Origin of the sequence: Saccharospirillum sp. (genome assembly GCF_040881935.1) — a bacterium.
Taxonomy (GTDB): Bacteria; Pseudomonadota; Gammaproteobacteria; order Pseudomonadales; family Natronospirillaceae; genus Saccharospirillum.
In genome coordinates, this window is record NZ_JBBECH010000056.1 from 1 (window position 1) to 20338 (window position 20338).

Here is a 20338-nt window from a genome sequence, read left to right on the forward strand (position 1 = left end):
GGGCCTGGACCGCAGCATCCCTGCTGCGGACCACCCTCGATAGCCCTACCTGGCAGCCGGTGCTGAACTTTTGCTAGCGAACTCCGAAACTTGCGTTACCGAGCTGAGCCGGTGTCAGTGGCGGAAATGGCGCATGCCGGTCAGTACCATGGCGATGCCATGCTCGTTTGCGGCGGCGATGACTTCGTCGTCGCGCATACTGCCGCCCGGTTGAATGACGGCTTTTACGCCCATCTCGGCGGCCTGGTCGAGACCATCGCGGAACGGGAAAAAGGCGTCGGATGCCATCACCGAACCGGAGATATGCAACCCTTCATCGGCGGCCTTGATACCGGCGATTTTGGCGCTGTAAACCCGGCTCATCTGGCCAGCACCGATACCGACCGTCTGGCCGTCTTTGGCGTAGACAATGGCGTTGGATTTAACAAACTTGCACACCGACCAGGCAAATTGCAGGTCTTGCAGTTGTTCAGGCGTTGGGGCTGTTTGCGTAACCAGTCTGAATTCATCGGCCGTTACCTCGCCCAGATCCCGATCCTGAATGAGCAGGCCACCGTTAACGCGTTTGAAGTCAAAACCGGGCAGGGCAGAGCCCCAGACGCCGCTGCTGAGCAGGCGAACATTCGGTTTGGCGGCCACAATGGAGGCGGCTTCGGCGCTGACCGAGGGTGCGATGATGACTTCAACGAATTGACGGTCGACGATGGCACGGGCGGTGGTGGCGTCGAGTTCCCGGTTGAACGCGATGATGCCGCCAAAGGCTGAGGTCGGGTCGGTTTGGAAAGCGCGTTCGTAGGCTGCCAATTGAGTGTCTGCGACGGCCACACCGCAGGGGTTGGCGTGCTTGACGATGACACAGGCCGGTTGAGCGAAGCGTTTAACGCATTCCAGGGCGGCATCGGTATCGGCAATGTTGTTGTAGCTCAGCGCTTTGCCCTGCAGGCTGGTGGCGGTGGCAACGCTGGCTTCGGGTGTCTCGGCGTCTACATAAAACGCCGCTTTCTGGTGCGGGTTTTCACCGTAGCGCATGACGTCTTTTAGCTGCCACTGTTGATTGTAGGTATGCGGGAAGTCGGCTTTTTCCGGAACGCTGGCCGGGTCGGTCTCGAGTTCAATGCGGCCCAGGTAGTTGGCGATCATGCCATCGTAGGCGGCGGTGTGCTCAAAAGCGGAGCGAGCCAGCCGGAAGCGGGTTGAATGCGACAGGCCACCCGTGGCATCCCATTCACTCAGAATGGCAGAGTAATCATCTGTGTTGACCACAATGGCCACATCCGCATGGTTCTTGGCGGCCGAGCGCACCATGGTCGGGCCGCCGATGTCGATGTTTTCAATGGCATCGGCCAGGGTGCAGTCGTCCCGGCTGACGGTATCGGCAAAGGGATACAGGTTGACCACGACCAGATCAATGGCGTCGATGCCGTGTTCGCTCATCACTGCGTCGTCCTGACCGCGCCGCCCCAGTATGCCGCCGTGAATCTTCGGGTGCAGGGTTTTGACCCGACCGTCCATCATTTCCGGGAAGCCGGTGTGGGCGGATACTTCGGTTACCGGAACACCGGCGTCGGTCAGCAGACGAAAGGTGCCCCCAGTGGACAGTAATTCGACGCCGCGCTGGTTGAGTGCGCGGGCAAAGTCGACAATACCGGTTTTGTCGGAGACGCTGATCAGGGCGCGTTGTGGCGTTTTGGTCATGGGATCCTCGAACGATCAGTCGGTGGCTCACACCGGCAGGTACGGTGCTGGGATGGGCCGGTTTCAGTCAAAATAAAGTCGGTGATGGTAAATCTGGTGCAACTGGTCAAAAACCGGTTGTCCGAAATGCAAAAAGGCGACTCAGGGTCGCCTTTTTAGATATCAGAGCAGTCCGTACTGCTTCAATTTTTTGCGCAGCGTACCCCGGTTGAGGCCGAGTACCCGGCTGGCTTTGGTCTGGTTGTCCCGGCTGAAGCGCATAACGGCCTCCAGCATGGGCGCTTCCACTTCACTCATCACCATTTGGTAGACGTTGGCGACGTCCTGGCCTTCGAGGTGTGCGAAATAGTTGCGCATGGCAATTTCAACGCTGTCACGCAGGGTCTGTGGGTTGTCGGCCGAGGAGTGAATGTGCAATGAGTCTTTTAAATCAGGGCGCTGAGGGTCCTGGGCAACGGGGTCGAGGTTCATGCTGCTGTATCCTTTAACGATGTCAAACGTTGAAAAAGGGTGGCTATAACCTGAAGCTGCTCACGCGGTTGCTCCAGGTGATTGAATGCTGAGAGTGAGGTCCGGTCGACACCCTGGGCTTTGAGATACCAGCCCACGTGCTTCCGGGCGATGCGCACACCCATGTGGTCCCCATAAAATCGATGCAGTGCCTGAACATGCTGGCTCAGCGTGGCGGCAACTGTCTCCAGACCGGGTTCAGGCAACTGTTCGCCGGTCGCCAGGAAATGATTGATGGCCTGGAATATCCAGGGATTTCCCTGGGCCGCCCGACCGATCATCACGCCATCAGCTGCAGTGACTGACAGCACCTTCGCGGCCTGCTGCGGGCTGTCGATATCGCCATTAGCCAGTACCGGTATCCGCACCGCCTGCTTTACGTTGGCGATGGTGTCGTACTCGGCTACGCCCTTGAAAGCGTCAGCCCGGGTCCGTCCATGAACCGATAACAGGGCGATGCCCAGGTCTTCTGCCATCCGTGCGATGGCCACGGCATTGCGCTGATCGGCAGACCAGCCGGTGCGAATCTTCAGCGTTACCGGCACATCGACGGCATTGACGACGGCGGTCAGTATGTCTCTGACCAGGCCTTCATCGCGCATCAGGGCGGAACCAGCGGCCTTGTTACAGACTTTTTTAGCCGGACATCCCATATTGATGTCTATAATCTGAGCACCCCGGGCCACATTGGCTTGTGCCGCCTGGGCCATCATGCCAGCGTCGCCGCCAGCAATCTGGACGCTGACCGGGCCTTCCTCTCCCTGATGATCCAGCCGCCAGCGTGACTTGTTGCTGTTCCACAAACGGGTGTCGCTGGTCACCATTTCAGATACGACCAGTCCCGCACCCAGCGACCGGCACAGCGTGCGAAAGGGTCGATCGGTTACCCCGGCCATTGGCGCGAGGACAGTCGGTTGTGAAATGGTGTAGGGGCCGATGGAAAACACAGTAATCGGTTAAAAATTGCTCAGCTCAAGGGCGGGGAATGATACTGGCTCTGGCGTTGAGATGAAAGATTGACAATCGGTTTCTTTTCAGAAAATGGGACCGAAGGCCCCATTGCGCTCTGGAAGTCTCTAGGAGTCCGACAGACTCCTAGGCCGTCATTAGCCTGTTCCAGCGGGCGCCAGTACAAGCTGGTAATTGACCGCCCGGGTACCGGGGTCGCGAATCGGCAGCGATACATAAATCCGTGTGTTGACGGGCATCAGCCGCGTACCGGTCAGTTCGCCGCGCAGGTATTGTTCCGGAGTGAATGACTGGTCGGCAACGAGATCTCCATTGACGTCGGTGTATTGCAATATCAGCATCGGGAAAGGTTGTCGGAAGGCGGCACGGTTGGTTAGTACAGCGTCCAGTAATTTCACCTCATCCAGTGCCCGGTGATCACGGATCAGGACGTTGGAGGTGCGAATCAGGTCAATGTCTTCCTGGTCCGGCAAGGTGCAGCCCAGTACGTCACAGGCACTCTGGTACAGGCCACGCCACTGATCCATCTTGGCGTAGGTGTCCCGTTGTACCCAGGCAAACTGGGCGGTCAGAACAGCCATCAACAGCATAATGAACACCACGCCCAGCCAGCGCCAGCGGGCGAGCCGGTCTTCGGCGTTGAAATCCAGATCAATATCGTGATTCAACTGGCGAACGACCGACGACGCCGTAGACGTGCCTTTGGCCCGCCGGTCGGTGCCACCGAAGTCGACCGAATTGAAATCATCGTCTCCTGAATCATCAAGCGACCAGGCCGGTTGTGCCTGATTGTTTTTTGGCTTGGCGGGCCGGGTGTCTGAGATCGGTTTGCTGACGAAACTTGTTTTTTTCTGGCGTCGGCTCTCCCGGGATTCTTCACGCTCCTGCTCTTCAAGGATCGATTCAGCCCAACTCTCGTCGGCCGATTCAGGATCATCGAGGACGTCTTTGTCGAGATCGCTCTCGCGCTGAAACGGATTGGCCTCTTTGCTCCGATCACCACTCGGGTTACTTAGACTGATGAAGGAGTCACTCAAATCATCCAGTTCGGAATCGTCATCTTCCTGGTCATACAGGTCGTCATCGCTGTCCTGAAAAACGTACTCCTGATCTTCCTCTGGGTCGTCTGCAAACAGGAAATCGGCATCGGCATCTTCATCGGCCGCGAAACGAGAGGGAGCGGTTGGCTTGGGTTTTGATGTCGGTGGTGTTGATGCTGGCTTGGGTGCAGCAGCGGCTTTCGGCGCGGATGTCTGTTGGGTTCTGGCCTGTTTTTGTGGGGTTGGCCGGGTGGCGGGTTTTTTCGCAACGGCTGCGGTAACAATGTGTTTGCGAGCGCTGAACACCTGAAGGCAGGCGCCACAGCGCACAGAGCCATTGGCAATGGACAGTTGTTCGTCGCTGACGCGAAATGAGGTGCCGCAGTGTGGGCACTGTGTAATAAAAGTTTCAGCCATTGCTAACTATGATTCCTGGCATCCATGCGCGATTAGGCCCTGTTTTGGCCACCCGATGAGTAACCGGCAGGGCATTGTTGTTCCGTCCGGTAATGCAAACGGTCTGGTAGTGTAAGAAAGGCGCCAACAGATAACAATATACCGCCTTCACACTGGGCTCGCCCAGCCGCTAATTGCGACGTTCTCCATTCAATCGAACCCAGCCATCATGGCTTGCCGGGGGCTCAAAGTCGATCCAGGGCGTATAGGCCGTGCGTACGGCATCGGCCTGATGCTCCAGAATACCGGAAAGAGCGATTCGCCCGCCGGGCCGAAGGCGCTGACAGATCGCTGATGACAGATCGCACAGAGGCCCGGCCAGTATGTTGGCGACGATCAGGTCGTATTGGTCGACGAGATCACGGTCGTCGAGCATGACTCGGTAGCGGGATGGGTCGATAGCATTGTTCTCCGCATTGGCCCGGGTCGCGTCGAGCGCCTGAGGGTCGATGTCGAGCCCATCCATGCGGGACGCACCGAGCAACAGGGAGGCCAGACCCAGAATGCCGGAGCCGCAGCCATAATCCAGCACGGTATCACCAGGCTGGGTGTTCCGGTCGAGCCATGTCAGGCACAGGTAGGTCGTAGGGTGAGTGCCGGTGCCAAAGGCCAGGCCGGGGTCCAGTCGCAAGTTGATGGCTGCTGGGTTGGGTGGCTCCAGCCAGGACGGGCAAATCCACAGGCGGTCGCCGCAGGCGATGGGCTTGAAATTGTCCATCCAACTGCGTTCCCAGTCTTTGTCTTCCAGAATCTCGGTGACGATCGGACCCCGGGCGTCAATGTTCAGGGCGCACATAGCCTGCTGCATACGATTTACCAGCGCGTCGGCATCCAGCTGGTGATCGAACAGCCCCTGTATCGTTGTGTGTTGCCACAAGGGCGTAGTGCCGCGAATCGGCTCGAAAACCGGCTGGTCTTCTGTGTCGACCAGGGTTACCGCCTGGCAGCCAGCCAACAGCAGCGCGTCTTCCAGTGCGTCGGTGTGGTCCGGCGAGGTGGGGATTTTGATTTGTAACCAGGGCATGGTAGATCCTGTGCAAGTGGATGCATCGTGATAGAGGGTGACTTGCTGTAAGAGTGTACACCAGACGGACAATCCGGTTTAGCTCAAGGTGATAACTGCGGATCTTTCCTGGTATCACCCGCTTAATAACTCAAGTTTCGGAGTTCGGTCGTGGCCCGCACCGGCTACCGGATATGCCCCTGTGGGGTCGGCGTAGATCCGTCCGTGGAGCCTAGGCCGCAACATCCATGCTGCGGACTTTCCCACAGGGGCATATCCGGCACCCGCTGCTAGTCTTATCGGCGAACTCCGAAACTCGAGTTATTAAAAAGCCGGGCGATGCCCGGCTTTTTAACGGCGTGCTAGGGCAAAATTACTGCTCGTCGGCCAGCTTGTGTTCGAGGTAGTGGATGTTGACGCCACCGCGTGCAAAACCGGGGTCACGTACCAGGTCCATTTGCAATGGGGTGTTGGTCTTGATGCCAGCGATGACCAGTTCATCCAGTGCCGACTTCATCCGTGCCAGCGCCTGGGGCCGGTCGTCTGCCAGGGTGATCAGCTTGCCGATCATCGAGTCGTAGAATGGCGGAATGGTGTAGCCGGAGTAAATGTGTGAATCCCAGCGCACACCCAGGCCACCGGGTGGGTGGAACTGGGTTATCTTGCCCGGGCTGGGCATGAAGGTACGCGGGTCTTCGGCGTTGATCCGGCATTCAAACGCATGGCCTTTGATGTGAATCTCATCCTGGCGATACGACAAGGATTCGCCGGAGGCAATGCGCAACTGCTCCTTGATAATGTCCACCCCGGTAACCATTTCGGTGACCGGATGCTCAACCTGGACGCGGGTGTTCATTTCAATAAAGTAGAAGTTGCCATCTTCGTACAAAAATTCGAAGGTGCCAGCGCCCCGATAACCAATTTCGATGCAGGCATCCACGCAGGCCTTTTGCACTTTGGCGCGTGCCGCCGGTTCAATGAGAGGCGCCGGGGCTTCTTCCATAACCTTCTGATGGCGTCGCTGCAATGAGCAGTCACGATCGCCAAGGTGAATGGCGTTGCCGTGGGTGTCGGCCAGCACCTGAATTTCGACGTGACGCGGATTCTGCAGGAATTTTTCCATGTAGACCGTACCGTCACCGAAGGCTGCAGCCGCTTCGTTTTGGGTGACCTGGATAGCGTTCAGCAGGTCTTTTTCAGCGTGAACGACCCGCATACCGCGGCCACCGCCACCGGCAGCTGCCTTGATGATCACCGGGTAGCCCACGTGGCGACCCATGGCCAGGCATTTCTCAGTGTCGTCGGTCAACGGGCCATCGGATCCGGGTACCGTTGGAACCCCGGCTTTTTTCATGGCTTCAATGGCTGAAACCTTGTCGCCCATCAGCCGAATGACATCGGACGAGGGGCCGATAAAGGTAAAACCAGACTTTTCAACCTGCTCACAGAAGTCAGCCCGTTCGGCCAGAAAGCCGTACCCGGGGTGGATGCCGTCGGCATCGGTGACTTCCGCTGCGGCGATCAGGGCGGGAATGTTGAGGTAGCTGGCTGAGGAAGCATTCGGGCCAATACACACCGACTCGTCGGCGAGTTTCACGTGCTTCAACTCACGGTCGACGACAGAATGCACCGCCACCGTTTGAATGCCCAGCTCTTTGCAAGCCCGCAGGATGCGCAAGGCAATCTCGCCACGGTTAGCAATCAGGACTTTCTTAAGCATGACAGGCCTCGTTAGCTAATGGTGATCAGGGGTTGGTCAAATTCGACCGGCTGACCGTTTTCCACCAGAATCGCTTCTACCGTGCCGCTCTTTTCGGCTTCGATCTGGTTCATCATCTTCATCGCCTCGACGATGCAAATGGTGTCACCCTGCTTCACCTGCTGACCGACTTCAACGAAGTTGGGACTGGTCGGTGAGGGTGCACGATAGAAAGTGCCGACCATTGGGGAGCGTAACGCATGGCCTGCCGGTTCGGCGGGAGCGCTGGGTTCAGCCGGGGCCGGGGCTGGTGCGGGGGCAGGTGCTGCCATTTGGGCCGGTGCTGCCGCGTAATGCATTTGCTGCGGCGGCAGGCTGTGAGAGGTTCGGCTGATGCGAATGGCTTCTTCACCTTCGGTGATCTCAATTTCATCGATGCCGGATTCTTCCAGCAGTTCGATCAGTTTTTTGACCTTGCGAATATCCATAATGGGTTCCTTTAATCAGTGCGTTAACTGTTGATGGGCGGCGTGCAAAGCGAGTTCATAGCTGTGCGCTCCAAATCCACATATTACCCCGACCGCCTGGCCGGAAAGATACGATTGATGTCTGAAGGGTTCGCGGGCATGCACATTGGACAGGTGCAATTCGATGTAGGGTATGGCAACACCGGCCAGTGCATCGCGCAGCGCTACACTGGTATGGGTGAAGGCTCCGGGGTTGATCAGAATAAAGTCGACCTGCTCGTCTCGTGCTTTGTGTATCCGGTCGATCAGTACGCCTTCATGATTGCTTTGGCAACACGCCAGGCTGTGGCCGAGGTCGGCGGCGGAGCGCGTCATCGACTGTTCAATATCGTTGAGGGTAGTATGCCCGTAAACCTCGGGCTCTCGCGTGCCCAGTAAATTGAGGTTGGGGCCATTGAGCAGCAGTAATTGCGCCATGAGTACCTGTATGTCCTTGCCTGTTGGTCCGGAGGTAAGTGTATGCGGTGAATCGACCTATGTCCGGGAATTTGTCCGGAAATGTAGACGATAGTGCTGTTAAATTCGTCGAACAACTGAATCGACGAATTTTAGTTGTGAATTTATATCATTAAATGCCTGCCTTTCCACGCTTTTCGTGCATTTCAGGCGCTGTCCAGTCCGTCGGGGCAAAGGCGATCTCTCCGCTTTATTGCATTTGTGACCTTCATCCCTTGGTTTCGGGTGAGCGGATGACTAAGCTGGATGAAATGGTTTCACATTTCCCAACGTTCAAAGCATAGAACGTTAATAACATCGTAAGCAGGGAGTTAAGACATATGATTCGTGAACGATGGTCGCGCATGAGAGCAGGGTTAGGTCGCGGACTTGGCCGATTTCGACTGACCGGTCGTTCAAGCCGCTGGTTGGGCCTGGCGGTAATTGTGGTGTTTTTAGGTCTGGTTCTGCTGGGCTGGTTCTGGAGTAATGAGCCCAGCGAGCGGGATGTGGTCGCCCTGGCGGAGCGCCATGCCAGTGAGAACGGTCATGAGTTGGTCGTGGGGTACACCACGACCTATACACTCAGAGAGCTGATGACCGTGGTGCTGGAAAAACCCGGGGGTTATTTGTCCAATGACGTAACACCGCCTTCATTGTGGCTCGACAACATGCCGAGCTGGGAGTTTGGTGTGATCATTCAGGTGCGGGATCTTAGCCGTGCCATGCGTCGGGACATGAGTCGCTCCCAGTCGCAGTCAACCGAAGATCCGGATCTGGCCCGAGCCGAGCCACTGTTTCACTTTGACCACAACAGCTGGATGTTGCCCTCCACCGAAAGTGAGTATCGGCGCGGGCTGAATTTTATCGACGCCTATATGCTGCGACTGTCTGACCCCGAGAATACCCGGGCTCAGTTCTATGCCCGGGCCGATAACCTGAATCGCTGGCTGGAGGATGTGGAGACCCGCCTGGGCTCTCTGTCGCAACGTCTGAGTTCGTCAGTGGGCCAGCGCAGCGTAAGCTCTAACGAGATGCTTAACCCCCAGGTATCGGCCGAACTGATCAATAATGAAGAGCAAATTGTCAAAACACCTCGTCTGCAGGTGGACAATGTCTTTTATGAAGCCCGGGGTTCCGCCTGGGCCTTGTTGCATATCCTGAAGGCCATTGAAGCTGATTTTGGCTCGATTCTGGATAACAAGAACGCTCGGGTCAGTTTGCAGCAGGTGATCCGTGAACTGGAGGGAACGCAGCGGATGGTGTTCTCCCCCATGGTGCTGAACGGCAGTGGCTTTGGCATTCTGGCTAACCATTCGCTGGTGATGGCCAATTACATTTCCCGGGCCAATGCCGCTCTGGCGGATTTGCGTGAATTAATGGCCAGCGGCTAAATCTTCTTGGGCGAGCACAAAAAAGCCGGGACTGTGATCCCGGCTTTTTTAATGACACGCTAACCGGTTTGGTTTATTGCTTGTCGTAGGCGTTGGCCGCTTCAACAATAATCTCTTTGGCGCGTGCTGCATTGGCCCAGCCTTCCACTTTCACCCATTTGCCTTTCTCGAGATCCTTGTAGTTCTCGAAGAAATGCTTGATCTGTTCCAGCAGCAGGGCAGGCAGGTCAGTCACTTCCTGAACGTCGTCGTACAGCGCGCTGAGCTTGCTGTGCGGCACGGCGACGACTTTGGCATCGGAGCCGGCTTCATCGGTCATTTCCAGAACACCTACCGGGCGGGCGCGAATGACACTGCCTGGCACCACCGGATAAGGCGTGACGACCAATACGTCTACCGCGTCGCCATCGTCGGCCAGGGTGTTGGGGATGTAGCCATAGTTGGCCGGGTAGAACATCGGTGTGGCCATGAAGCGGTCGACCATCAGGGCGTCGAAATCCTTGTCGATTTCGTATTTGATCGGGCTGCTGTTGGCGGGAATTTCTATGGCAACATAGACGTCGTTGGGCAGGTCTTTCCCGGCCGGGATCTGGTTATAGCTCATGAGGCGGGCCTCCTGGGTCAAATCAATGGAACCGCCCGGGTTCAGGCGGCCTGAGTCAAAATATTGTGCGCGCCATTATAGGGGCTGGCGCGCGGCTTTGCAGCCTTACCATGGTCGCATTAGCTATGGGTAATGCTGGTAAAGCGTTCAAAATAGTCCGGAAAGGTTTTTGAGGTGCAGCCCGGGTCATTGATGGTGATGTCGGCATCGCCAAACGCGGCCAGTGAAAAACACATGGCGATGCGATGGTCGTTGTAGGTGTCGATGGCAGCTGATTGCAGGGTTTTGGGTGGGGTAATAGCAATGTAGTCCTCGCCTTCATCGACATTGGCGCCGAGTTTGCGCAACTCGGTGGCCATGGCTGAAAGCCGGTCGGTTTCCTTTACCCGCCAGTTATAAATGTTACGAATGCGCGTCGTGCCCTCGGCGAACAGCGCCGTGGTGGCAATGGTCATGGCGGCATCGGGAATATGATTCAGATCCACATCGACGGCCTTGAGCGGCCCGCCCTGGCTGACTTCGATCCAGTGCTCATCCCAGGTGACGTTGGCCCCCATCTGTTCGAGCACCTCGGCGAAGCGGGCATCGCCCTGCACCGAGGCGGTGCCGGTGCCCTCTACCCGAACCGGCCCGCCGCCAATGGCGCCCGCTGCCAGAAAGTAGCTGGCACTGGACGCATCGCCTTCAACCATGATGCGGCCCGGGCTGACGTAGGTCTGGTCGGCACTGATATGGAAGGACTGGTAATGGTTGTTCTCGACGGTTACCCCAAACTGCTGCATGACGTTCAGAGTAATGTCGATATAGGGTTTGGATACCAGTTCGCCAGTGACCTTAATGGTGAGGTCTTCGGTCAGTAATGGCGCGGTCATCAGCAGGGCCGTGAGGAACTGGCTGGAAATGCTGCCATCGATACTAACGGTACCGCCGTGCAGCGGTTGTGATTCAATGTGCAGCGGTGGAAACCCCGGTTGACCGAGGTAGGTCACCTGGGCGCCAAGGGGTGTTAACGCATCGATGAGATCTCCAATCGGACGCTCGGCCATGCGCGGCTCACCGGTCAGTTCAAATTCGCCCGAGCCGACGCAGAGGGCCGCTGCCAGGGGCCGCATCGCGGTTCCTGCGTTACCGAGGAACAAGGTCAGAACCTGACCCCGGGCCAGTTCACCCGCCTGGCCTACCACCCGGCACTCGGTGCCATCGTCGCTCAGGTAGTAGGGGATGCCAAGTTCGTACAGGGCGTCGAGCATGTACCGGATGTCGTCACTGACCAGCAGGTTACTGACCCGGGTGGTTCCCTTGCACAGAGCCGCCAGCAGCAAGATTCGGTTGGACAGGCTTTTGGAGCCCGGAATTTGAACGATGCCGCGTGCCTGTCGCAATCGGGGAAGGGTCAGAGTTTGCATAGCCATCCGTACGCTGAAGAAATCGGGCGGTTATTGTACGTCAGCTTGGGGTGGTCTTGCATCCAGTGCAACGCACTGAAAGAGTGTGTTGCACATTTAGGCGGCGGGGTTGCCCCTTATTTGACGATCAGGATGTCGACGGTAATCCGGTCCAGTATTTTTTCGGCGGTATGGCCCAGTAGCCAGCGTTCCAGTCCACTGCGCGCAACGGCACCCATGATGACCATGTCGACATTGGCCTGGTGCAGGTATTCGGGAATGACGGTTAGCGTTGAGCCGGTTTCGAGGACGGTATGGTCCCGGTCAATCTGGTGTTGATCCGCCAGTTGATGCAGCGCCTGCTCATGCTGTTCGCGAATTTCTTCGCTGATGTCGGCACTGTCGATGGTTGGCTGGTCGAGGTAAATGAGCAGGGGTGTGGGGTCGTACACGTGCAGCAGTTCCAGACGCCCATTCAGGTGTTTGCCAAAATCCTTGCCCCAGCGAACGATGTGTTCATCGAGGGTGTCGGGTTTGTCGTTCGCTTGCACCGGGTCGACGGCGGCGGTGAGACGCACCGGGTCACCCCAGGCGTTCGCTTTGGTGAGCAACAGCGGTACCGGGCAATGACGAATCAGTTCCCAGTCGGTCTGGCTGAAAAACGTCCGCTGAATCACGTTTTGATGGTGAGTGGCCTTTATCACCATATCGGTCGGATGTTCGGCCAGATAGTTCAGCAAGGCCGTGCCAGCGTGTTTGTCCCAGATACCTTCCAGCGAGACCTCGACGGCCTCATTTCGGGCGATGTCGGCAATGGTTTCCAGCCCTTCCATCATGCGATGCATATAGGCTTTCTGGGCTTTTTCGGACGTTTCGGGATTAAGCGGGTGGTTCGAGGCCAGGCTGGCATTGTAGCCGCAGGCGAACAGGGTAAGATGCGCATCGTCAAGACGCGCCAGACGGCTGGCCTTGCTGACCGCCAGTGCACTGTCTTCGGCCGGGTCAATCAAAACAATAATGTGTTTGTGTTTAAACATGGCCAGATCCTCACAAGGTCGGTTCAAGAGTAAGCTTAGACGCAGATGTCGAGCTTGTCTTTGCGGTGTCTAAACTAAATGAATCCGCTTGCGGTGACTTTACAGCAATGGGCGCCTGCAACAACCGGCGTATACAATGACCAGTAGGGCACCCGACGATCAGTCGGCCGGAGTGAAAACAGTCACAACTTTTTGCACGCCCGATACTTCCGAAGCAATGGTGACGGCTTGCTGTGCGGTGTCGCGGGTTACCCGGCCGAGCAAATACACAACACCTTCTTCTACCACGATGTTGACGTTGGAAGAGGCAAATTCGTCCGTGGTGAACATTCTGGATTTCACCTTGACCTCGAGCCAGGAGTCGTTGGTGCGTACACCAGCAGAAATGGGTGCCTTGACTGAGAGGTGGTTGTGTACCGCCTCGACCTGGGGGTCGGTCCGAGCGACCTGGGTAGCTCGGGCCACCAGCTCTGTGCTCGGTACCTGGCCGACCAGCAACACCAGGCCACTGTTTACATGAATGCCGATACGGCTCTGGCTGAAGCGCTGGTCGGCTTTCCCGAGGTTTACAGACAGGCGTGTGGCAAGACTGTTGTCGTCAATCACCTGGCCCATGCTGCGACCTTCGGTGTCGGGAACGATGGGCTCGTCGGTAGCGCTGCCGATAAGGTTTGCGCAGCCGCTGAGGGCGAGAAAACCGGACATAATGACGATAACAGGGAGTTTCATATCAGAGCTCACTTCCAAATAATTGATGTTCGATCAATGCACCCAGGCAATTCAGTATCAAGTGATGGGTTAGCTGTAGACTGGTATTGGTGGCGCCGGAAACACTGAGTTCAACATCATTCTCTTCCAGCAGGGTGGCGATGTCACCACCGTCCGGCCCGGTTAGTGCAACAACGCACAAACCCATATCGTGGGCAGCCTGCACCGCTTTGATAACCGCAGGGGCCTTGCCTGAGGCAGAAATCGCCAGCAAGACATCCTGTTCATGCCCGAGCGTGCGGACTTGCCGGGCAAAGATGTCGTTGGGATTGGTGTCGTAACTGATGCCGCTCATCAGTGAACCGTCGCCCGACAGTGCCAGTACCGGCAGCCCCGGACGTTCCCGGTCGAAGCGACTGAGCATGCCGGTGGCGAAACCCTGGCCCAGAGCTGCAGAACTGCCCATACCGCACACCAGTATCTTGCCGTCGTTGAGCAGGGCTTCGGTCAGCAGGTCGGCGCCGTGGTGCAGCAGTTCGTCCAGTTGTTCGGCCACCCATTGAAACGTTTCGAGGCTCTGGCCAATGTGTTCGTAGAGAATGTCATTGGGCTCCATCATCAGGCCGCAAAGGCTCCTTTTATCCAGTGGATGGTGTTGTTTTTATCGAGTGCGAGTACATCAAAACGGGCGCCGCTACGGGCCTGGCTCGGATTCGACTGCAAATACCATTGCGCCGCCCGGATCAGCTTCTTTTGCTTGGCTGGCGTCACACTGGCGCTGGCGGAGCCAAAACGTTCATTGCGACGTTGCCGGACTTCCACAAACACCAGGGTGTCGCCATCGCGGCAAATCAGGTCGATTTCGCCCACTTTTACCTGATAATTGCGCGACAGGACGGTCCAGCCCTGTCGCTGGCACCAGTCATGAGCCTGGTCTTCCGCATCGCCGCCTTTAACCGGACGCCATACCATCAGGGTGTGATGCCGGACGGATTGAGCACATTTACCAGCCCGGAACCGGCACGGGCTTCACCGTTACTAAATTGAGCCCAGCTCAACTCACGCTCGATGCGCTGGCGCGCATCAAGCCGTAAGGTGCCGGTAACGCCGTACACACGGGTGTCGGGAAACTGCTGCAATTGTGGCAGACGCGGGTAGAGACGGTAGCTATCGACGCCCAGTGCTACCAGTGAGTCAAAGCCCGCGAACTGTTCATTAAAGGCGGTTTGCACTTTCTGTTTGATCGGGTTATTGCGCAGTTCCCAGGGCATTTCGACGAAGGCGACGCCGTTCAGATCCTGATCTCGACTGGTGTTGCGGGTCCCGTCGTACAGGTGAGAGGTGGCCATGACGGGTATGTCCGAGGCGTACTGGAAGTTGAGCATGGGTTTCAACTGGCGTGCCTGGGCGGGAAAGGCGACCATGAAAATCATATCGATGTCTTCGCGTCGGCGCGGTTCAAACAGGATGTCTCGTTCAATCAGTGCATCGAGCGTGCGCATGCGTCGTTCGCTCTGGTCAATATTGAGTGCCCGGCGAACGGTATTGAGGTACTGATCGGGTTGGGTATACAGCGATTTGCTGGTTATGCGTCCGCCCTGGGATTCCCAGTTACGGATAAAAGTGTCGCTGACTTTGCGGCCCCATTCAGAGTCGGGTGCCAACACCATGGCGGTGCGGTTTCCCTGTTGCCAGGCCTGTGCGGCGACCTGTTTGGCCTCATCTTCCGGTGCCAGCCCGAACTGGTAAAAGTTGGACGGACCTCGGCCTGCGAGATCACTGTAGTTAAGCGCCAGAACGGGGACCGACAAAACCGTTTGTTGTTGCAGTTGCTGAACCCGGCTCTTGTCGAGCGGGCCGATGACCAGATCGGCACCCTCGAACACGGCCTGCTTGTAGGTGTTGTAGGCATCGGCATTTTTAGTGGTATCGAAGAAGGTCAGGGAGGGTGCTTCGCCCTCTTCCATATTCGCCTCATACCAGGCGGCCAGGAGCCCACTGCGAATGGCCTTGCCTGCCATTTCCAGTGGACCGGACAGCGGCAATAGCACGGCGATGTTACGTGGCTGAGTGGTGGCCAGCTGACGCAGCAAAGCCAGATCACCGGGAATATTCTGGGCGGCCGGGTGAGTGGGATGGCTGTTGATCCATTCGTCGATGGCGATCACTTGTCGGCGTAAATCGTCCGGGTTATCACGCGCAATTAGGGCCAGCTCCAGCCAACCAGTCAGGTCGGGGCTTGATTCGGCGGCTGCCAGTTTGCGAATGGACTCCTCGGGCACCAACTGCAGGTCGAACCAGATTTGTTCGTTATTGAAGCGGGCGTCATCGTCTTCCAGCACAGGTGCCAGGAAAATGCGCTCACGTGCGCCTGATAAAAAGTTACCCGAATATTCGTAGGCTTCCGCTCGCATCAGGCTGATAATTTTCTGCTGCTCCATTGGCAACCCATCGAACAGGGAGGCGTTTTCGCCTCTGAGCCAGATGAGGGCTTCATTGCCATCGCCCAGGCTCAGTGCCAGCTCTGCCCTTAACTGTGCGTACAAGGTGCGCTGTGCCGTGCTTAACTGGGAAAACTGGAGGCCGCTGAGTACGATCTCGGCTTCGCTGACCTGGTGTTCTTCGAGTAGCGCCTGGGCTTGTTGCAGGCGCTGATCGACCAGTCCATCGACCGTCTGTGCAGACTCATCCGATGATGATTCCGATGTTGTCGACTGGCTGGCACAACCGGCCAACAGTGCGACGGCAATCCAGGCGCAGAGTGACAGGGCAGTTTTGGTGATAGGCATTTTCAACATGGACCGGGCGCTGGTTACAATGGATGAACGCCATTCTACTGAATAAAGTCACGATGAAATAGGGCGTTGGCCGGTGAGTATCGGATATGCCGGAGTCCGTCCCTTCTGGTAAAGTGCTCCGGGTATCTGTTTCCTGCTTTCACTGGCCGCCTTCGTGCCTGTGGCATTGTCTAACCGAGGTCTCATGTCTGCCAATCCAACCCTGCCTGCGGCACTCTATGTGGTCGCCACGCCCATCGGAAATCTTGATGACATCACGCGCCGGGCGGTGACGGTGTTGTCGTCGGTCGATGTCTGCTGTGCGGAAGACACCCGCCATAGTCGCCGCTTGCTGGATCATCTCGGCGCATCGCCCAGGCTTATTTCTGTTCACGAACATAACGAGCGCGACCGTGGACACTTTATTGTTTCTTTACTTGAGCAGGGTCAGTCGGTCGCACTGATCAGCGATGCAGGCACGCCATTGATTTCTGACCCGGGCTATCACCTGGTGCAGGCGGTGGCGGATGCCGGTTTTCCGGTACACCCGGTGCCGGGGGTGAGCGCCGTCATCACGGCGTTGAGCGTCGCGGGGCTACCCACGGATCACTGGCGTTTTGAGGGGTTTCTGCCCGCTAAATCAGCCGCCCGGCAGAAAACGTTGCAGGCCTGCGCCGATAGCCCGCACACCCTGGTTTTCTACGAAAGCAGTCATCGTATACTGGCCAGTCTGAGTGATATGGTGACCGTTTATGGTGGGCAGCGACGTGTCGTGGTAGCCCGGGAGTTGACCAAGACGTTCGAGACGGTGATGCGCGGTACGCTCGACGAGGTGCTGGCGCTGGTCGAAGCGGACGAACACCAGCGTAAAGGAGAGTTTGTGGTGATGGTTGCAGGTGAAACCCGTGCTGATCAGTCGGTCGGGCTGGATCCTGCCAAGCTGGCCAATGTGCTGGCACCGTTGCTACCCCCCAAGCAGGCGGCTGCGGCTATGGTGTCGTTGATTGGTGGTCGCAAGAAAGAGTGGTATGAGCTGATTACCGGGTTGAACCAGACCGACTGACCGGGTCGACGGCCAGTGTCTGTTTCAAACAACAAAAAACTTGCGATTCGGCGGGTTTCCCGTATTGTGCGCCCCGCGAGTTGGCCAGGCAGTCGCTGCTTCGAAAGAAGGAGAGGAAAGTCCGGGCTCCATAGGGCAGGGTGCCAGATAACGTCTGGGCGGCGAAAGCCGACGGAAAGTGCAGCAGAAAGGAAACCGCCGTTCGCTTGCGAGCGGTAAGGGTGAAAAGGTGCGGTAAGAGCGCACCGCAGGTCTGGTAACAGAGCTGGCGATGGTAAACCCCACCTGGAGCAAGGCCAAATAGGGTCCCACTAAGGCGCGGCCCGCGTCGGGACCGGGTAGGCTGCTTGACCCTGCGGGTGACTGCAGGGCTAGACGAATGACTGTCCACGACAGAACCCGGCTTATCGGCTGACTCGCACTCTTTTTACCTCCAAGGCAGGGACCGTGCAGACCACCGGGTTCACCTATTCGGGGTCGGCGTAAATCCATCCCTGCAGCCTAGGCCGCAGGATATGAATCCCATCCATGGGATTCACCCTTCGGGCTCGCTGCGCTCATGCTAAAACGCTCCCGGCGTTTTAGTCCCTGCTGCGGACTCCCCCGAATAGGTGAACCCGGCAGCCTGCACTGGTTTGGTGCCACCTTAAATAGATACTAGGTGAAGGCGACGAAACCACCTTGGAAGCTCAAGCATTCATATGCAGTCCTATCAAATGCTACTGATTAATAGATTTCCGTTAATTTGTTTAACCCTCAATGCAAGTCTCTTTCTAAAATTTTTCTGACTGCAACTTTTTGATGTTTAATTTTTACATCGAAGAGCTCAGTTCCCTTTCTTCTCTCAGTTCTTTGTCAGCAAACCGCAAAGCCAGTAATGATGCGGCTGTGCGCCGTTTCACATCCGATCGCTGTTTTACTTCTTTAATGTCCTCTGAGTCTAAATATCATCATTTATATTCAAAAATAATCTTTAACTTAATGTGTCACTTTAACTTGAGCGGCCAAGTTGGTCTGTTTGCTTGGGTTTGGGGTGTTAGTGATCACTAACTTTAAGGGTCAAGATTGTGCGCTATTTCCTAACTTGCTGTTTTTAGTGGTTTTTTCTGTAGCTCCCAGGCTAGTGACCACTTGCTTGTGGGTCGCGCGACTCCTATAGTGTCAATATGTGGAGAAAAGTGGCAAAAAGTGGGTTTGAAAGGCGAGGTTTTACCCGAGTTACACCTTAGCCTTAGGTAGGCGGGAAGCCTCTCGATCCAACCCGATGGGAAAACAGATCAAAAAACGGATTACGACCACCATGGCACGAGCAACAGACACAATTATGCTCCGAGGAGTGCATACCCTGGCATTGGATGCCAAGGGACGCCTCGCCGTGCCCAGTCGCTACCGGTCGGTATTACAGGCCCTTGCTGAAGGCCAGTTAGTCGTCACCATTGATACCGAAGCCCGCTGTTTGCTGATTTACCCGCTGGATGAGTGGGAGGTCATCCAGGAGAAAATTACCGCTCTGTCCAGCTTTAACAAGGCCGCCCGGCGTATTCAGCGTTTGCTCGTGGGTCATGCGACTGATGTTGAAATGGACGGTTCGGGCCGTGTGCTGATTCCGCCGCCGCTGCGGGATTACGCCAGCCTGGATAAAAAAGTCGTTTTGCTGGGCCAGGGTAATAAGTTCGAATTGTGGTCGGAAGAATTGTGGGCGCGTACACGCGATGCCTACCTGGATGAAGCTGGCGACGAAGACCTGTTAACTGAAGAATTGGAGCAAATTTCATTGTGACCCCGACATCGGCCGAGACATTCAGTCACGACACCGTATTGCTGCACGAGACTGTGGCGGCGTTGCAGGTGGCGGACGGCGTATATGTGGATGGCACTTTTGGGCGGGGTGGTCACAGCCGTTTGCTGCTGGAGCAGCTTGGCCCTACCGGCCAGTTGGTTGTTATTGATAAAGACCCTCAGGCGATTGCCGCCGCCCATGAGCTGGCTGAGCAAGACGCTCGGGTCAGTGTTTGCCACGCCAGTTTTGCCGACCTTAAAACCCAGTTGCAACAGCGGGATCTCGCAGGTCGTGTGAACGGCATTTTGCTGGATCTGGGTGTTTCGTCGCCGCAGTTGGATGATGCCAGCCGGGGCTTTAGTTTCCGCGCCGATGGCCCTCTGGACATGCGCATGGATCCGACCTCTGGTGTTAGCGCTGCGCAGTGGCTGATGCATGTCGGTGAAGCCGACCTGGCCAATGTCCTGTTTCGCTATGGCGATGAGCGCTACAGCCGCCGCATAGCCCGCGCCATCGTGCGCGCCCGGGGTGAAGCGCCCATTACAACCACCTTGCAGCTGGCGGATATTGTGTCGAAGGCGCACCCGGCCTGGGAGCGACACAAGCATCCGGCCACCCGTAGCTTTCAGGCAATACGCATCCACATCAATGCTGAACTGGCCGATCTTGAGGCGTTGCTGGCGGACTGTGTCGAGTTGCTGGCACCTGGCGGCCGCCTGGCGGTGATTACGTTTCATAGCCTGGAAGACCGTTTGGTTAAACAATTTATTCGAGAGCAGGAACAAGGCCCTGAACTGCCGCCCGGGTTGCCGATTCTCGAAGCTGAAATTCCGCGCACCATGAAAAAAGTAGGTAAGCCAATAAAAGCCAGCGCGGCTGAAGTTCAGGGCAACATTCGCTCGCGCAGTGCAACCCTCCGGGTTGCTGAAAAGCTGTGACGGAGGTCGGGTGATGTCCTGGCCAGCCCGGCTGTTAACGCTGGGGTTGCTGGTTGCGGTACTGGTATCTGCCTTTGGGGTTATTCAGGTGACTTACCAGACCCGCGTGCAGTTTGCCCAGTTGGAATCGCTGCGGCGGGAGGGGCGGCGGTTAGAGGAAGAATGGGGGCGGTTGTTGCTGGAAGAAAGTGCTTTTTCGTCTCCGGCGCGGGTTGAGCGTCTGGCACGCGATGAGCTGGGCATGTCGGAACCGGAGCCAGGGCAAATGCGCTGGCTGAATAGAAACGAACTAGAAACAGATTGAGTTAGGTCATTAAT

20 protein-coding genes and 1 other RNA gene are annotated in these 20338 nt (G+C 56.9%); 6 read left to right on the plus strand and 15 right to left on the minus strand.

Annotated elements, in window-relative coordinates; all coding sequences use genetic code 11:
• Positions 1 to 114: 114 nt before the first annotated feature.
• The 8 genes from purH to aroQ form a co-directional block, all read right to left on the minus strand.
• Positions 115 to 1695 (minus strand): bifunctional phosphoribosylaminoimidazolecarboxamide formyltransferase/IMP cyclohydrolase, encoded by a 1581-nt coding sequence (gene purH, locus WEB54_RS10055; RefSeq protein ID WP_368054655.1) that lies wholly within the window; start codon positions 1693 to 1695, stop codon positions 115 to 117.
• A gap of 162 nt (positions 1696 to 1857) precedes the next feature.
• Entirely contained in the window at positions 1858 to 2166 is a 309-nt protein-coding gene (fis, locus tag WEB54_RS10060) for a DNA-binding transcriptional regulator Fis (protein ID WP_368054653.1), read from the minus strand.
• Positions 2163 to 3152: a tRNA dihydrouridine synthase DusB gene (gene dusB, locus WEB54_RS10065; protein WP_368054651.1), complete on the minus strand. Its 990-nt coding sequence runs from the start codon at positions 3150 to 3152 to the stop codon at positions 2163 to 2165. The genes fis and dusB overlap by 4 nt, the downstream gene beginning before the upstream one ends.
• Positions 3153 to 3311: 159 nt before the next feature.
• A complete protein-coding gene (locus WEB54_RS10070; RefSeq protein WP_368054649.1) occupies positions 3312 to 4631 on the minus strand; it encodes a DUF3426 domain-containing protein in 1320 nt (439 codons plus the stop codon).
• Positions 4632 to 4800: 169 nt separating this feature from the next.
• Complete coding sequence (prmA, locus tag WEB54_RS10075; protein WP_368054647.1) at positions 4801 to 5694, minus strand: 50S ribosomal protein L11 methyltransferase; 894 nt, start codon at positions 5692 to 5694, stop codon at positions 4801 to 4803.
• A 352-nt stretch (positions 5695 to 6046) separates the two neighbouring features.
• Positions 6047 to 7393 carry an acetyl-CoA carboxylase biotin carboxylase subunit gene (gene accC / locus WEB54_RS10080; RefSeq protein WP_368054645.1) on the minus strand — a complete coding sequence of 449 codons (1347 nt, stop codon included), beginning with the start codon at positions 7391 to 7393 and terminating at the stop codon, positions 6047 to 6049.
• Between the two features lie 11 nt (positions 7394 to 7404).
• On the minus strand, positions 7405 to 7860 hold the full coding sequence (accB, locus tag WEB54_RS10085; RefSeq protein WP_368054643.1) for an acetyl-CoA carboxylase biotin carboxyl carrier protein: 456 nt from the start codon (positions 7858 to 7860) through the stop codon (positions 7405 to 7407).
• Between the two features lie 15 nt (positions 7861 to 7875).
• Positions 7876 to 8316 carry a type II 3-dehydroquinate dehydratase gene (gene aroQ, locus WEB54_RS10090; RefSeq protein WP_368054641.1) on the minus strand — a complete coding sequence of 147 codons (441 nt, stop codon included), beginning with the start codon at positions 8314 to 8316 and terminating at the stop codon, positions 7876 to 7878.
• 359 nt (positions 8317 to 8675) lie between these two features.
• On the opposite strand from aroQ, the gene WEB54_RS10095 reads away from it, so the two are divergent.
• Positions 8676 to 9728 (plus strand): DUF2333 family protein, encoded by a 1053-nt coding sequence (locus WEB54_RS10095; RefSeq protein ID WP_368054639.1) that lies wholly within the window; start codon positions 8676 to 8678, stop codon positions 9726 to 9728.
• Positions 9729 to 9801: 73 nt separating this feature from the next.
• Here WEB54_RS10095 and ppa read toward each other — a convergent pair whose 3' ends face one another.
• From ppa to WEB54_RS10130, 7 genes are all read right to left on the minus strand, one after another.
• The gene (ppa, locus tag WEB54_RS10100; RefSeq protein WP_368054637.1) at positions 9802 to 10332 is read right to left on the minus strand and encodes an inorganic diphosphatase; all 531 of its coding nucleotides are present in this window, start codon (positions 10330 to 10332) and stop codon (positions 9802 to 9804) included.
• A 119-nt stretch (positions 10333 to 10451) separates the two neighbouring features.
• Entirely contained in the window at positions 10452 to 11738 is a 1287-nt protein-coding gene (gene aroA, locus WEB54_RS10105) for a 3-phosphoshikimate 1-carboxyvinyltransferase (protein WP_368054635.1), read from the minus strand.
• A 116-nt stretch (positions 11739 to 11854) separates the two neighbouring features.
• Positions 11855 to 12754, minus strand: coding sequence for a universal stress protein (locus tag WEB54_RS10110; RefSeq protein WP_368054633.1), 900 nt, complete (start codon positions 12752 to 12754; stop codon positions 11855 to 11857).
• Positions 12755 to 12913: 159 nt separating this feature from the next.
• Positions 12914 to 13483, minus strand: a complete 570-nt coding sequence (locus WEB54_RS10115) for a BON domain-containing protein (RefSeq protein WP_368054631.1) — start codon at positions 13481 to 13483, stop codon at positions 12914 to 12916.
• A 1-nt stretch (position 13484) separates the two neighbouring features.
• Positions 13485 to 14081 carry an SIS domain-containing protein gene (locus WEB54_RS10120; RefSeq protein ID WP_368054629.1) on the minus strand — a complete coding sequence of 199 codons (597 nt, stop codon included), beginning with the start codon at positions 14079 to 14081 and terminating at the stop codon, positions 13485 to 13487.
• On the minus strand, positions 14081 to 14434 hold the full coding sequence (locus tag WEB54_RS10125) for a YraN family protein (protein WP_368054627.1): 354 nt from the start codon (positions 14432 to 14434) through the stop codon (positions 14081 to 14083). The genes WEB54_RS10120 and WEB54_RS10125 overlap by 1 nt, the downstream gene beginning before the upstream one ends.
• Positions 14434 to 16251 (minus strand): penicillin-binding protein activator, encoded by a 1818-nt coding sequence (locus WEB54_RS10130; RefSeq protein WP_368055389.1) that lies wholly within the window; start codon positions 16249 to 16251, stop codon positions 14434 to 14436. Before WEB54_RS10130 ends, WEB54_RS10125 begins: the two co-directional genes overlap by 1 nt.
• Before the next feature lie 193 nt (positions 16252 to 16444).
• Between WEB54_RS10130 and rsmI the strand changes: the two genes are divergently transcribed.
• The 5 genes from rsmI to ftsL all read left to right on the plus strand — a co-directional run bounded on the left by rsmI (position 16445) and on the right by ftsL (position 20324).
• Positions 16445 to 17302 (plus strand): 16S rRNA (cytidine(1402)-2'-O)-methyltransferase, encoded by an 858-nt coding sequence (gene rsmI / locus WEB54_RS10135; protein WP_368054623.1) that lies wholly within the window; start codon positions 16445 to 16447, stop codon positions 17300 to 17302.
• A gap of 76 nt (positions 17303 to 17378) precedes the next feature.
• Positions 17379 to 17725: RNase P RNA component class A (rnpB, locus tag WEB54_RS10140), an RNA gene on the plus strand.
• A gap of 901 nt (positions 17726 to 18626) precedes the next feature.
• Entirely contained in the window at positions 18627 to 19082 is a 456-nt protein-coding gene (gene mraZ, locus WEB54_RS10145; protein ID WP_368054855.1) for a division/cell wall cluster transcriptional repressor MraZ, read from the plus strand.
• A complete protein-coding gene (rsmH, locus tag WEB54_RS10150) occupies positions 19079 to 20020 on the plus strand; it encodes a 16S rRNA (cytosine(1402)-N(4))-methyltransferase RsmH (protein WP_368055390.1) in 942 nt (313 codons plus the stop codon). Before mraZ ends, rsmH begins: the two co-directional genes overlap by 4 nt.
• A 13-nt stretch (positions 20021 to 20033) precedes the next feature.
• Positions 20034 to 20324 carry a cell division protein FtsL gene (gene ftsL / locus WEB54_RS10155; RefSeq protein ID WP_368054851.1) on the plus strand — a complete coding sequence of 97 codons (291 nt, stop codon included), beginning with the start codon at positions 20034 to 20036 and terminating at the stop codon, positions 20322 to 20324.
• Positions 20325 to 20338 lie beyond the last annotated feature (14 nt).

What these genes read in the sequence shown, in the direction of transcription:
- WEB54_RS10115 (WP_368054631.1), bottom strand. Translation starts at nt 13,483, where the DNA reads ATGAAACTCCCTGTTATCGTCATTATGTCCGGTTTTCTCGCCCTCAGC.
- fis (WP_368054653.1), bottom strand. Translation starts at nt 2,166, where the DNA reads ATGAACCTCGACCCCGTTGCCCAGGACCCTCAGCGCCCTGATTTAAAA.
- WEB54_RS10130 (WP_368055389.1), bottom strand. Translation starts at nt 16,251, where the DNA reads ATGCCTATCACCAAAACTGCCCTGTCACTCTGCGCCTGGATTGCCGTC.
- rsmI (WP_368054623.1), top strand. Translation starts at nt 16,445, where the DNA reads ATGTCTGCCAATCCAACCCTGCCTGCGGCACTCTATGTGGTCGCCACG.
- WEB54_RS10110 (WP_368054633.1), bottom strand. Translation starts at nt 12,754, where the DNA reads ATGTTTAAACACAAACACATTATTGTTTTGATTGACCCGGCCGAAGAC.
- WEB54_RS10070 (WP_368054649.1), bottom strand. Translation starts at nt 4,631, where the DNA reads ATGGCTGAAACTTTTATTACACAGTGCCCACACTGCGGCACCTCATTT.
- accB (WP_368054643.1), bottom strand. Translation starts at nt 7,860, where the DNA reads ATGGATATTCGCAAGGTCAAAAAACTGATCGAACTGCTGGAAGAATCC.
- aroA (WP_368054635.1), bottom strand. Translation starts at nt 11,738, where the DNA reads ATGCAAACTCTGACCCTTCCCCGATTGCGACAGGCACGCGGCATCGTT.
- WEB54_RS10120 (WP_368054629.1), bottom strand. Translation starts at nt 14,081, where the DNA reads ATGATGGAGCCCAATGACATTCTCTACGAACACATTGGCCAGAGCCTC.
- prmA (WP_368054647.1), bottom strand. Translation starts at nt 5,694, where the DNA reads ATGCCCTGGTTACAAATCAAAATCCCCACCTCGCCGGACCACACCGAC.
- ppa (WP_368054637.1), bottom strand. Translation starts at nt 10,332, where the DNA reads ATGAGCTATAACCAGATCCCGGCCGGGAAAGACCTGCCCAACGACGTC.
- accC (WP_368054645.1), bottom strand. Translation starts at nt 7,393, where the DNA reads ATGCTTAAGAAAGTCCTGATTGCTAACCGTGGCGAGATTGCCTTGCGC.
- aroQ (WP_368054641.1), bottom strand. Translation starts at nt 8,316, where the DNA reads ATGGCGCAATTACTGCTGCTCAATGGCCCCAACCTCAATTTACTGGGC.
- WEB54_RS10125 (WP_368054627.1), bottom strand. Translation starts at nt 14,434, where the DNA reads ATGGTATGGCGTCCGGTTAAAGGCGGCGATGCGGAAGACCAGGCTCAT.
- mraZ (WP_368054855.1), top strand. Translation starts at nt 18,627, where the DNA reads ATGCTCCGAGGAGTGCATACCCTGGCATTGGATGCCAAGGGACGCCTC.
- purH (WP_368054655.1), bottom strand. Translation starts at nt 1,695, where the DNA reads ATGACCAAAACGCCACAACGCGCCCTGATCAGCGTCTCCGACAAAACC.
- WEB54_RS10095 (WP_368054639.1), top strand. Translation starts at nt 8,676, where the DNA reads ATGATTCGTGAACGATGGTCGCGCATGAGAGCAGGGTTAGGTCGCGGA.
- ftsL (WP_368054851.1), top strand. Translation starts at nt 20,034, where the DNA reads ATGTCCTGGCCAGCCCGGCTGTTAACGCTGGGGTTGCTGGTTGCGGTA.